The sequence below is a fragment of the Bacillota bacterium genome, assembly GCA_023511835.1.
In the GTDB taxonomy this organism is placed as follows: Bacteria; Bacillota; Sulfobacillia; order JAIMAT01; family JAIMAT01; genus JAIMAT01.
Genome location: JAIMAT010000013.1, coordinates 1 through 12,925, shown reverse-complemented (window position 1 = coordinate 12,925; position 12,925 = coordinate 1). Strand labels below are relative to the sequence as shown.

Sequence of the window (12,925 nt, the reverse complement as noted above, 5' to 3'; positions counted from 1 at the left end):
GCCCCGCTCAGGGCAGCCGCTCGTACATGGCCAGGGTGAAGAAGTCGGGGAGGCTCTCCTGGAAGGTCAGCTCGCGCAGGATCTGGCGGGCTTCCTCGTAATGGCCGCGGGCGAAGGACTCCTCGCCCGCCTCGGCGCGGATCTTGGCCATCTCCTCGTCGAGGAGGCGCTCCAGCAGCTCGCCCGTCACCCGGCGCCCGTCGTCCAGGATGCCCCTGGGGTGGTGGAGCCACTGCCAGAGCTGGGTGCGGGCGATCTCGGCCGTGGCCGCGTCCTCCATCAGGTGGAAGATGGGGACGGCGCCGCGGCCGCCGAGCCAGGCGGCGATGTACTGGACGGCCACGCTCAGGTTGTTGCGCACGCCGGCCTCGGTGATCGTCCCCTCGGGCACGCGCAGCAGCTCCTCGGCCGTCACGTGGACGTCGTCGCGCTTCCTTTCGATCTGGTGGGGGCCGGGCATGAGCCGGTCGAAGACCTCCTTCGCCACCGGCACCAGGCCCGGGTGCGCCACCCAGGTGCCGTCGTGGCCCTCGCTCGCCTCCCGCTCCTTGTCGGCGCGGACCAGGGCGAAGGCGCGTTCGTTGGCCTCCGGGTCGTCCTTGACGGGGATCTGGGCGGCCATGCCGCCGATGCAGTGCGCCTCGCGCCGGTGGCAGGTGCGGATGGCCAGCTGCACGTAGGCGCGCATGAAGGGGACGGTCATGGTGACCTGGGCGCGGTCGGGTAGGATCCACTCCGGATGCGCCTGGAGGGTCTTGATGCTGCTGAAGATGTAGTCCCAGCGGCCGCAGTTGAGGCCGGCCGAGTGGTCGCGCAGCTCCCAGAGGATCTCGTCCATCTCGAAGGCGGCGGGCAGCGTCTCGATCAGCACGGTCGCCTTGGTCACCCCGTGCGGCAGGCCCAGCTCCTGCTCGGCCAGGGTGAAGACGTCGTCCCAGAGGCGCGCCTCCCGGTGGCTCTCGATCTTGGGCAGGTAGAAGTAGGGGCCGCTCCCCCGTTCCAGGAGCTCACGGGCGTTGTGGAAGAAGGCCAGGCCGAAGTCGACCAGCGCCCCCGAAGCCGGCCGGCCGTCGACCCAGATGTGCTTCTCAGGCAGGTGCCAGCCGCGCGGGCGGACGACGAGCGTCGCCACCTGCTCGTTGAGCCGGTAGCGCTTCCCCTCTTCGCTGGTGAAGTCGATCCGCCGGCGGACCGCGTCGCGCACGTTGATCTGGCCCTGGATCACGTTCTCCCAGGTGGGCGAGTTGGCGTCCTCGAAGTCGGCCATGTAGGTGCTCGCGCCCGAGTTGAAGGCGTTGACCACCATCTTCCGGTCCGAGGCCGGCCCCGTGATCTCGACGCGCCGGTCCTGCAGGTCGGCCGGCACCGGCGCCACCGTCCACTCCGTCTCGCGGACGGCGCGCGTCTCCTCCAGGAAGTCCGGCTTCGCCCCCGCGTCGAAGGCAGCCTGCCGCTCCCGCCGCCGCTCCAGGAGCTCCAGGCGGCGCCCGCCGAACTCCCGCTCCAGCCGGGCGACGAAGGCGACGGCCTCCGGCGTCAGGATCTCGGCGAAGGCGGGCGTCACCTCCGCCCGGATCTCCACCCCATCGGGAAGCGCGCGTTGCGCCATGGCCATCGCCCATCCCCCCTGTCGTTTCGCCCGATGGCAACTTCCTCCGAAAAATAGCTATTCGCGCCCTGCCGGTCGCCCCCTCCCGCGACTGCGCCGCCGGTGCGCAACCACCGCGCCGGCGACGCGAAGCGATTCCATGCGCATCGTTTTGACGAAAGTCGCACGTCTAGCCCGCCCCGCCCCACGACAACCGTTCTCCGCCGCCTCCGGCCCGTTGACACCCCTCCCGGCGGTCGCCTAAGATGCGTTGCATAGCAAGAAATCACATTCCATCGTCATGCTCGTCCACCCACCTGTTGCAGCGAGCGACCGGCCTCCGGAAAGCGCCAATCCCCGGGCATCCCGGATGGCCCTCGGGAGCGTGAGGGCATGGAGCAGCTTTCGCTGGACCGGCAGCCGGAGCGGCCGGGCAGGCCGGCGGAGCCTTCCCCCGGCTCCGCCGGCGGTCCTCCCCGGGCTCCCCGGACCATCGAGCCGGCGACCGAGGAGGAGGTGGCGCGGGCGCTGGCGGAGGCCACCGCCGCCTCCCTGGCCGTCCTCCCCCGGGGCGGAGGAAGCCAGTGGGGCCTGGGCGAGCCGCCCCGCGCCGGCGACCTCGTCCTCTCCCTGGCCGGCCTGCGGGGCGTGGTCGAGCATGCGCCCGAGGAGCTGGTGGTCCGCGTCCTGGCGGGGACGCCGCTGGAGGAGCTGAACCGCTTCCTGGCAGCGCACGGGCAGTGGCTCCCGGTGGAACCGGTAGCCGCGCCGGGCGCCACCGTGGGAGGCCTTCTGGCCACGGGCGCCGCCGGCGCCCGCCGCCTCGCCTTCGGGACGCCGCGCGACATGACCACGGGGCTCCGCTTCGTCCTGCCCGACGGGCGGGTGATGCACAACGGCGCACGCGTGGTCAAGAACGTGGCCGGCTACGACGTCATGCGCCTCCTGATCGGCTCGCTGGGCACCCTGGCCGTCCTGACCGAGGCCTGGTTGCGCGTCCGTCCCCTGCCGGCCCGGCGCGAGACGCTGCTCCTCGCCGAGGAGGGGCCCCTGGAGGCGCTGGACCTGGGCCGCAGGCGCATCGTGGCCGAGCTCCTGCCCACCGCCGTGGAGCTGCTCGACGCGGGAGCGGCCGCACGCCTCGGCCTGCCGGCCCGCAGCACGCTGGCCGTGGCGCTGGAGGGCGACGCCCCCGGGGTCGCCTACCAGCGGGAGCGGATCGCCCGGCTGGCGGCCGAGGCGACGGGCGGCGCGGCGGCGCCCGGCCTCGAGCGGCTGGAGGCGGAATCCTCCGACGCCTTCTGGCGGGCCTTCCACCAGGAGCTGCCGGCCGGCTCGGGCCTGGTGGTCCGCGCGGGCGTGACGCTGGCCGAGCTGCCGGCGCTCCTCGCCGCCTCGCTGGAGACCGGGCTGGAGGCGGCGCGCGTCGCCGGCGCCGGCCACGGCGTCCTCCGCCTCTTCGCCTCACCGGCGGAAGACGACGAGGCGCTGGACGAGTGGGCGCTCTTTCTGCGGCGCTGGCGCGCCCGGGCGGAGGCGCTCGGGGGGTCGGCCGTGGTGGAGAAGGCGCCGGACCGGCTTCGGCCCCGTTTTCCCGCGTGGGGGACGCCTCCTCCGTCCATCGGCCTGATGCGCGCCGTCAAGGCGCGCTTCGACCCGCGCGGCGTGCTCAATCCCGGCCGCTTTGTGGGAGGGATCTGAAAGGTGGCTCTCCGGGAGCAGAGGCCGCCGGAGGAGGGCGCGCACGGCGGGCGCGCGCTCTGGGAGGCCTGCGTCCACTGCGGCTTCTGCCTGCCCGCCTGTCCTACCTACCAGGAGACGGGGCTGGAGGAGCTCTCCCCCCGCGGTCGCGTCTACCTGCTGCGCGCCGCGGCCGAGGGGCGAATCGGGCCGGATGACGCGGCCCTTCTCGAACCCGTCGACAGTTGCCTGGACTGCAGGGCCTGCGAGGTGGTCTGCCCCTCGGGGGTGCGCGTCGGCGCCCTGATCGAGGAGGCGCGCGCCGCCCTCCGCCCCGCCCGCCGCCCCTCCTTCTGGCGGCGGCTGCTCTTTCGCCACCTGGTGCCTTACCCCCGCCGCTGGGCGCTCCTGGCCCGCCTCGTCCGCTTCTACCAGCGCAGCGGACTCAGCCGCCTGGCGCGGCGGCTGGGCTGGCTGGGGCTCCTTCCGGAGCACCTGCGCGCGTTCGAGGCCGTCCTCCCCGAGGTGTCCGGGCGGACGCTGCGCGAACGGGCGCCGCGGGCGGAGCCGTGGCCGGCCGCGCCGCGCAGGGGGCGGGTGGCGCTCTTCACCGGCTGCGTGCAGGACGTGGCCTTTACCGACGTCAACGAGGCGGCGCTGCGGGTCCTGGCGCGGAACGGGTACGAGGTGCGGGTGCCGTCCGAGCAGACCTGCTGCGGGGCGCTCCACCGCGACGAGGGCGACCGGGAGACGGCCCGCCGGCTGGCCCGGCAAAACCTGCGCGTCTTCGGCGAGGCGCTCGAGGAGGGCGTCGACTGGGTGGTGACCACGGCCGGCGGCTGCGGCGCCGCGCTCCTGGAGTACCCCGAGCTCCTGGCCGACGACCCGGCCGTCTCGGAGGCGGCGCGGCGGCTCGCTGCCAGGGTGACGGACGTCAGCCAGCTGCTCGTCCGGGGCGGCTGGGAGGTGCCCCGCGCCCGGCCGGCGGGCGCGGACGGGCGGGGCGGCGGGACGCTCCAGGTCGCCTACCAGGAGTCCTGCCACCTGGCCAACGTGATGGGGGTCCGCGAAGCGCCACGCGCCCTCCTCCGCTCCCTCCCCGGCGTCCGGCTGGCGGAGATGCGCGACCCGGCGCGCTGCTGCGGGAGCGCCGGCGTCTACAACCTCGGCCATCCCGAGATGTCTCTCCGCCTGCTGGACCGGAAGATGCGGGACCTGCCCGAGGAGGCCGACGTGGTGGCCACGGGCAACCCCGGCTGCGCCCTTCAGATGGCGCTCGGCGCCCGGCGTAGCGGGCGCGCGCTGCGCGTGGTCCACCCCGTTGTCCTGCTGGACGAGGCCTACCGGGCCGAGGAGGTGAGCGACCATGGCCGCTCCGGATAGCGCGGCCCCGTGCGCCGACCTCCCGCCCGGCCTGCCCGCCGAGGTGGTGGCGGGCCTGGCCGCCATCGTGGGCGCCGACTCGGTCCTCGCCGGCACCCGCCGGCTCCTGGCCTACGAGTGCGATGGCAACACCGTTTTCAGCGCCCGTCCCCAGGCGGTGGTGCTTCCCCACGACCGCGAAGAGGCGGAGCGTGTCGTCCGGCTCCTGGAGCGGCACGGCGTCCCCTGGCTGCCCCGCGGCTCCGGCACCGGCCTCTCCGGCGGCGCGGTGGCCGAGCGGGGCGGCGTGGTGGTCGACCTGGTCCGCCTGCGCCGGCTGGTCCGCGTCGACCCCGAGAGCGAGCGCGCCTGGGTGGAGCCGGGCGTGACCAACTTGGCGCTCAGCGAGGCGGTCGCCCCCTACGGCTTCTTCTACGCGCCCGACCCATCCAGCCAGGTGGCCTGCAGCATCGGCGGCAACGTGGCGGAGAACTCCGGCGGCAGCCACTGCCTCAAGTACGGGGTGACGACCAACCACGTCCTCGGCCTGGAGGTGGTGACGGCGCGCGGCGAACGGCTCCGCCTGGGCGGTGCCGCCCCCGACCTGCCGGGCTACGACCTGACCGCCTTCTTCGTCGGATCGGAGGGGACGCTGGGCCTGGCCACCGAGGCGGTGGTCCGGCTGGTCCGCCGCCCTCCGGCGGTGCGGACGGTGCTGGCCCTCTTCGCCTCGCCCGACGAGGCCAGCCAGACCGTCTCGGACGTCATCGCGGCCGGCATCCTGCCGGCGGCCATGGAGATGATGGACCGCCTGGCCATGGACGGCGTCGAGCGGGGGCCCTACCGCGTCGGCTATCCCGCCGGGACCGGCGCCGTCCTGCTCATCGAGGTGGACGGCCTCGAAGCGGGCCTGGACGAACAGGCCGAGCAGATCGCCTCCATCTGCCGCCGCAACGGCGTGCAGGACGTGCGCATCGCCGCCTCCCCGGAGGAGCGGAACCTCTGGTGGCAGAACCGGAAGACCGCCTTCGGCGCCATGGGCCACCTCTCGCCCAGCTACTACGTCCAGGACGGCGTCATCCCGCGCAGCCGGCTGCCCCGCGTGCTCGGGCGCGTGGAGGCCATCGGACGCGAGTTCGGCCTGCGGATCGCCAACGTCTTCCATGCCGGCGACGGAAACCTCCACCCCCTGATCCTCTTCGACGACCGCCTGCCCGGCCAGCGCGAACGTGCCGTCCGCGCCGGCTCGGAGATCCTGCGCGCCTGCGTGGAGGAAGGGGGGTCGATCACCGGCGAGCACGGCGTGGGCATCGAGAAGCGCGAAGAGATGCGGTGGATGTACAGCGAGGAGGAGCTCCGCTTCCAGGCGGAGCTGAGACAGGTCTGGGATCCCAAAGGCCTGGCCAATCCCGGGAAGGTGCTTCCCGTCTAGCGGTCAAAGGGGGTGCACGGGTGTTCGCGCAGATCCTCAATCCCACCGGCAGCCTGGGTCTGACCGTCGTCGCGGCGCTCGTGCCGCTGGCGGCGCTTCTCTTTCTCCTGGCCGTCCTGCGCGTGACCGCCTGGCTGGCGACGCTGATCGGCAGCCTGGTCACCATCGTCCTGGCCGTCCTGGTCTGGCGCGCACCGCTGGGCGGAACGCTCTCCGCCTACCTCTACGGCGCCCTGCAGGGCACCTGGGTGATCGACTGGATCACCTTCTGGGGGCTGGTCATCTTCAACACGCTGGTGCTGACGGGCACCTTCGACCGGTTCAAGAACTGGATCCTGGCCGAGGCGACGGCCGACATCCGGGTGCAGACCATCCTCCTGGCCTGGTCCTTCGGGGCGCTGCTGGAGGGGCTGGTGGGCTTCGGCTACCCGTGGTCCGTGGTGGCGCCCATCCTGGTGGGCATCGGCATCAGCGACCTGGAGGCCATCCGCGTGGCCGCCCTGGCCAACAACGCGCCCGTCTCCTACGGCGCCCTGGGCGCCCCGATCCTGGCCCTGGGCGCGGTGACGCAGATCGACCCCTTCATCCTCTCCGCCTCGGTGGGGAAGCTGGTCGCCATCCTGGCGCTGCTGCCGCCCTGGATCCTCATCTACCTGGTCAGCGGGCGCCAGGGTCTACGCGAGGCCTGGCCGCTGGCGGTGGTCGCCTCGCTCTCCTACATCGCCGGCCAGTACCCCGTCTCGCAGTGGGTAGGTCCCTTCCTGCCCGACCTGACCGGCTCGCTGGTCTCCTTCTGGGTCCTCTACGCCTTTCTGCGCCTCTGGCGGCCGCGCGTGGTGCGCGGCTTCGGCGGCCTCCCCATCGGCGCCGGGGGCCGGCCGGTGACCGTGGTGGCGGGCGCCGCGCCCGCAGGCGCGGGTGCGGTGGCGGTCGACCCGCCGGACCCGCCGGCCTCGCCGCGGGGCGCGCGCGAGGCGCTGGTGGCCTGGCTTCCTTATATCGTGCTGATCGTGGTGGTGGTCGCCTGGACCGGCCCCTGGTCCCACCTGCCCTCCTTCTCGCTCTTCAAGCTCTCCACATCGGCCCTCTCCTCGGTGACGCACAAGGAAGTGGCCTCGGCCTTCTCCTTCACGCCCCTCAACGGCGGCACCGCCATCCTCGCCAGCTGGCTCGTCATCACCGCCATCCTGCGACCCTCGGCGCGCCAGCTCGGCCAGGTCTTCGCCCGCACCTTCCGCCAGATGTGGGGCGCCCTCCTGGTGGCCTTCTTCATCTTCGGCCTCGCCTACGTCTTCAACTACTCGGGCATGGCGGCCTCGCTGGCTTACAGCTTCGCCCGCGTGGGCCCGGCCTTCGTGGTGCTGGCGCCGATCCTGGGCTGGGTGGGCGTCGCCCTCTCGGGCAGCAACACCTCCACCAACGCCATGTTCGGCCAGATCCAGACGGTGGCGGGGAGCCTCCTCCACTTCCCGCCGCTGCTCCTGCCCTCGCTCAACTCGGTGGGCTCGGAGATCGGCAAGCCGGTGGCCCCGCAGACCGCCAGCGTGGGCGTCTCCACCAGCCGGCTGGTGCGCAACGAGGGCGAGGTGATTCGGCACAACATGGGCTGGACGCTGGTGCTCCTCGCCTACCTGATCCTGATCGGCCTCTTCTTCCGCTACGTGGCGCCGGGCGCCATGCAACTCTGAAGGCCTGGGGGGGCCGGGCGTCGGCGGCGGCATGCGCCGGCCCGGCCGCCTGCCCGGTCGCTCATCCGGGAGCGGGGTGGGCGGTGGCCCGCCCCGCTCCTCCGTTTCGAAGGGGGCCCTCCGTGCCGCCCCATCCCCTCAAGGCGCAACGCCTCCCGCGGCGCGGGAAGCAAACGACCCGGCACCGCACCCCCGACGGGTGGAAGCATAGCCTGTTCGGGGGGCGGTCACCCGCCCCTCAGCCATGGCGGCCCCCTCTCCGGGGCGCCGGGCCCGCGGAGAGCGCCGGCCGCCGGCGAGACCGGGGCCCAACGGCCCTGCTTCTTTCTCCGGAGGTGAGCCTCGTGCAGGCACACCAACGCACCCACGCCCGGGGCGTCGACGTCTCCAGCTGGCAGGGGACGGTCGACTGGCCGAGCGTCCGTGCCGCGGGCTACAGCTTCGCCTTCCTCAAGGCCAGCGAGGGCGTCGGCTATACGGACCCCGCCTACGCGCGGAACGTGGCCGGAGCGCGCTCGGCCAGCCTCGTCGCAGGCGCCTACCACTTCGCGCGGCCGGACGCGACGCCCGGCGACGCGGAGCGGGAGGCGGCGTACTTCGCCTCGGTCGTGAAAGCGGGCGAGCCGCCCGACATGCTGGCGGTCGACCTGGAGGCGGGAGCGCTCGACCGCGCGGCCATGACGGAGTGGGCGGTGGCCTTCCTCGAGGCCACCGAGAGCGCCTTCCCCGGCGTGCGCGTCGCCGTCTACTGCGGGCCGGCCTTCATCACTCAGCGGCTTGCGCCGCCGCGCCTCGCGCGCTGGCCGCTGTGGCTGGTGGAGTACACGTCGGCCCCGGCTCCCGGCGCCGTCCCCGGATGGACGGACTGGACGTTCTGGCAATGGTCGAACGCCGGTAGCGTGCCGGGCGTCCGCGTTCGCGTCGACCTCGACGAGTTCGCCGGGAGCGAAGCCGAGCTCCGCGCATGGATCCGGGGGGCAGAGGGCGTGGCAGGGAAAGGGTTGCCCCTTCTCGTCGCGGGCGATACGGGGCTTGCGGTCCAGGTGCTGCAGCGGCTCCTCGCCGACCGCGGCTACTACAGGCTGGCGGTGGACGGCATCTTCGGCGAGGGCACCCTGGGAGCCGTCAAGGCTTTCCAGGCTGCCCGGAAGCTGACCGTGGACGGCAGGGTGGGCGACCAGACATGGGGGGCGCTGGCCGCGACCCGGGCGAACGGGCAGGAGAGCGCATCCGATGCCTAGTCGAAGCCCCTCCCGCGGGCCACCGTACACCCTGGAAGGAACCCCGCGGCTCCGGGTCGCCCCGCCGGGGACGGAAAGACGCGGCCGGCCTGCGGCCGGGCGGCCGTTGGACGCCACTCTCAGAATGCCTGGAGCCGCGCCAGGCGCCAGTAGAGCCCGCGCAGGGCGAGGAGCTCCTCGTGGCGGCCCGCCTCGCGGATGCGCCCGGCCTGGACGACGAAGATGCGGTCGGCCCGCCGCGCGGTGGAGAGGCGGTGGGCCACCAGCAACGTCGTCCGGCCCCGAGCCAGGCGGGCCATGGCCTGCTGCATCTGCCGCTCCGTCTCCGTGTCCACGTTGGCCGTGGCCTCGTCCAGAATGAGCAGGGGCGGGTCCAGGCAGAGGGCGCGGGCGAAGGCGATCAGCTGCCGCTCGCCGGCGGAGAGGCCCGTGCCGCGCGGCGCCAGGTGTGTCTCGTAACCGCGCGGCAACCGCTCGATGAAGCGGTCGGCCCCTACGGCCCGCGCCACCTCCCGCACCCGCTCCGGGCGGACGGAGGGGTCGCCCAGGCGGATGTTGTCGGCGATGCTTCCTTCAAAGAGGAAGACTTCCTGCCAGACCACGCCCACGCGACGCCGCAACTCGGCCGCGTCCAGCGAGCGGATGTCGCTCCCGTCCAGCAGGATGCGGCCGCCCTGCACGTCGTAGAGGCGCGTCACCAGGCTCATGATGGAGCTCTTTCCGGCGCCGGTGGGCCCGACGAAGGCCACGGTGCGACCCGGCTCCACCTCGAAGTCGACGTCGCGCAGCACCCACCGCTCCGGCCGATAGGCGAACCAGACGTGCTCGAAGCGAAGGGCCGCGCCGCCCTGCCCGCCCCGGCGACGCCCGGGTTCGCCGCCGCCGTGGCCGTCCGCCGCGCCGCCCGCGACCCGCGCCCGGCCCTCCCCCGCCGCCCGCACGGCGGCCGCTCCCGTCACGCCCGGCTCCGGGAGGGCGGGCGGGCTGTCCAGCAGGCCGAAGATGCGCTCCGCTCCGGCCTGGGCCGACTGGACCAGGTCGAGCTTCTCCGCGAAGTCCTGGATGGGCCGGAAGAGCTGTTGCACGTAGTTGATGAAGGCGTAGACGACGCCGAAGTCGACCTGGCCGCGCAGCACGGCGGCTGCCCCCACCGCCAACAGAAGGGCGGTGGCCCAGGAGCCGAGCAGGTTGATGGCCGGGAAGTAGACCGAGAAGACCAGCAGCTGGCGCATGTTGGCCTCGAGGTAGCCGCGGTTGATCCGGTCGAAGGTTTCGTGCTGCGCCCGCTCGCGGCGGAAGATCTGCACGGTGCGCATGCCGTCCACGTTCTCGGCCACGGCCGCGTTCACCCGCGAGAGGCGGCTCCGCACCTCCCGGTAGGCGCGCCGGGCCCGCGACTGGTAGAGCGCGGTCGCGGCCGCCACCGCCGGCGTCAGGGCCAGCGCCACCGCGGCCAGGCGCGCGTCCAGGCGGAGCATCACCAGCACCGACCCGGCCACCAGCGCCAGGTCGTTGAGCGAGGAGACCAGCGCCTGGCTGAAGAACTGGCTGAGCGCTTCCACGTCGTTGGTCAGCCGCGTCACCAGCCGGCCCACCGGCGTCCGGTCGAAGAAGGCCGTCTCCATCCCCAGCAGGTGAGCGAAGAGCCGCTGGCGCAGCTCCGCCAGAAGCGCCTGCGTAGAGCGGGCCAGGAGGAGCGTCTGCGCCCACCCGGCCAGGAACTGGACGAGGACCACGGCCAGCAGCAGGAGGCCGAGGAGCAGGATGGCGTGCGTCGCCTGCTCCACCAGGCGCGCCGCCCCGGGCGAGCGAGCCAGGGTGGCCCGCGCCGCGGGCACGATGAAGCTGTCGATGGCCACCTTGAGGATGTAGGGACGGGCCAGGCTGGCGCCGGTGGAGGCGAGCACCAGCAGCGCAGCCAGCGCGAAGCCCCTCCACTCCGGACGTGCCAGCCGGAGCAGCCGTGCCAGCACGTGCGGGTCGAGCCGTTCGGCGGCCGGCTCCGCTTCGAGCCCCGGCCGGCTCACGGCGCCACCTCCCCGCCTCCCGCGCCTGCGGCCAGCTCCGCCTCCAGCCGCTGCTCTTCCCAGAGGCGTGCGTAGAGGCCGCCCCGGGCCAGGAGCTCGGCGTGCCGCCCGCGCTCCACCACCCGGCCGCGCTCCAGCACCAGGATCTGGTCGGCGTCGCGCAGCGGCGCCGCGCGATGGGAGACGAAGACGGTGGTGGACTCGCGCAGGGCGCCGCGCAGCCCTTGGAGGATGCGCGCTTCCGTCTCCGCGTCCACCGCGGAGAGGGCGTCGTCGAGGACGAGCAGGCGGGGCCGCCGAACGAGCGCGCGAGCGATGGCCACGCGCTGGCGCTGGCCTCCGGAGAGGCTGATGCCGCGCTCGCCCACCACGCTGGCATAGCCCTCGGGCAGCGCCAGGATCTCCTCGTGGATCCCGGCCAGCCGCGCCGCCCGCTCCACCTCGGCGTCGCTCACCGGTTCGGGCTGAAAGGCGATGTTCTCGCGCACCGTGGTGGCGAAGAGAAAGGCTTCCTGGGGCACGTAGGCCACCTCGCGGCGGAGCGTCTCCAGCGGGATCTCCTCCATCGGCACGCCGTCGTAGAAGATCCGCCCCGGCGGCGCCTCGTGGAGCCGGAGGAGCAGGTCGCAGAGCGTCGACTTGCCCGCTCCGGTCCGCCCCAGGATGCCCAGCACCTGCCCGGGCTCGAGGCGGAAGCTGACCTCCTCCAGCGCCGGCGGCAGCTCGGGCCCGTAGCGGAAGGTGAGCCCGCGCACCTCCAACGCACCGCTCAGGCCGGTCACCGGCCGCGTCCGTGGCTCGTCGGCCACCTCGGGCCGCACGGCCAGGATGCGGCCGATCCGTTCCATGGAGGCCTGCCCGCGCTGGATGAGGCCCACCACCCAGCCCATGGCCATCATGGGCCAGACCAGAGCCCCCAGGTACAGATTGAAGGCCACGAACTCGCCCAGGCTGATCCGCCCTGTCACCGCCAGGAAGCCACCGTAGACCAGGACGATGACCGTGGCCAGCGCGCTCAGCACCTGGACCAGCGGCTGGAAGAGGGCCTGGACGCGGGCCATGACCAGATTCCGCCGCCGCAGCTCCTCCGAGCGCCGCCGGAAGGCCTCGGCCTGGCGCGCTTCCAGCACGAAGCCCTTGACCACGCGGATGCCGGCCACGCTCTCCTGCACCAGCTCCGAGAGCTCGCCGAAGCTCTCCTGCACCTCGGCGAAGCGCTGCCGCGTCACGTGCCGGAAGAGCCAGGCCGTCAGCGCGATGAGCGGCAGAGGAAGCAGCCCGACCACGGTCAGCCGCCAGCTGATGGAGGCGGCCATCCAGACGATGGTGACCAGGGTGATGTAGACGGAGTCGACCAGGTTGACGACGCCGTTGCCGAAGGCGAAGCGGACGGCCTGCACGTCGTTGGTGGCCAGGGCCATCAGCTCGCCCGTCCGATGCTCCGCGTAGAAGCGCGGTCCCATCCGCTGGAAGTGCCGGAAGAGCAGGTCGCGCAGCGCGTACTCCAGTCTTCGCGAGGCGCCCTGCACCTGCTGCCGCCAGACGAAGCGGAAGAGCGCCGCCAGCACCGCCAGCCCCGCGATCAGCGCCACGTACAGGTGGATGGAGGCCATGGCGGAAGCCCGCTCTGCCGAGGCGCCCCGCCGTAGTCCCACGATGGCGTCGGTCGCCCGGCCGATCAGCGCCGGCTCCACCAGCCCCAGCGTGTCGGTGGCGACCAGCGCCAGGACGCCCAGCAGGTAGTGCCATCGCTCCCGCCGCAGGAAGGGGAAGAGCGGCCGAAAGACCTCCACCCGCCTCGCCTCACGCGCCCCAGTCTACCACCGTCCCCCGGCCCGGAAGGCGCGGCGGGCGCCCCCCGCGGGGGGCGCCCGCCTGCCGCTTGCCTCGTCCGTGCCCGGCGCCGG

General features: G+C 73.5%; 8 protein-coding genes. 5 read left to right on the top strand and 3 right to left on the bottom strand.

What is annotated here, in order from left to right; translation table 11 throughout:
• Positions 1-7: 7 nt before the first annotated feature.
• Positions 8-1,609 carry a malate synthase A gene (gene aceB, locus K6U79_03955; protein MCL6521511.1) on the bottom strand — a complete coding sequence of 534 codons (1,602 nt, stop codon included), beginning with the start codon at positions 1,607-1,609 and terminating at the stop codon, positions 8-10.
• Positions 1,610-1,981: 372 nt separating this feature from the next.
• Here aceB and K6U79_03950 point away from each other — a divergent pair, with 372 nt between their 5' ends.
• The 5 genes from K6U79_03950 (at position 1,982) to K6U79_03930 (ending at position 8,991) form a co-directional block, all read left to right on the top strand.
• Positions 1,982-3,289: an FAD-binding oxidoreductase gene (locus K6U79_03950; GenBank protein ID MCL6521510.1), complete on the top strand. Its 1,308-nt coding sequence runs from the start codon at positions 1,982-1,984 to the stop codon at positions 3,287-3,289.
• Between the two features lie 3 nt (positions 3,290-3,292).
• On the top strand, positions 3,293-4,651 hold the full coding sequence (locus tag K6U79_03945; GenBank protein MCL6521509.1) for a (Fe-S)-binding protein: 1,359 nt from the start codon (positions 3,293-3,295) through the stop codon (positions 4,649-4,651).
• Entirely contained in the window at positions 4,635-6,062 is a 1,428-nt protein-coding gene (locus tag K6U79_03940) for an FAD-binding protein (GenBank protein ID MCL6521508.1), read from the top strand. The genes K6U79_03945 and K6U79_03940 overlap by 17 nt, the downstream gene beginning before the upstream one ends.
• A gap of 20 nt (positions 6,063-6,082) precedes the next feature.
• Positions 6,083-7,750, top strand: coding sequence for an L-lactate permease (locus K6U79_03935; protein ID MCL6521507.1), 1,668 nt, complete (start codon positions 6,083-6,085; stop codon positions 7,748-7,750).
• A gap of 344 nt (positions 7,751-8,094) precedes the next feature.
• Entirely contained in the window at positions 8,095-8,991 is an 897-nt protein-coding gene (locus K6U79_03930; protein ID MCL6521506.1) for a peptidoglycan-binding protein, read from the top strand.
• Between the two features lie 119 nt (positions 8,992-9,110).
• Here the strand turns inward: K6U79_03930 and K6U79_03925 are convergent, their stop codons facing one another.
• Positions 9,111-11,018: an ABC transporter ATP-binding protein/permease gene (locus K6U79_03925; GenBank protein ID MCL6521505.1), complete on the bottom strand. Its 1,908-nt coding sequence runs from the start codon at positions 11,016-11,018 to the stop codon at positions 9,111-9,113.
• Positions 11,015-12,811, bottom strand: coding sequence for an ABC transporter ATP-binding protein/permease (locus K6U79_03920; protein ID MCL6521504.1), 1,797 nt, complete (start codon positions 12,809-12,811; stop codon positions 11,015-11,017). Before K6U79_03920 ends, K6U79_03925 begins: the two co-directional genes overlap by 4 nt.
• Positions 12,812-12,925: the final 114 nt, after the last annotated feature.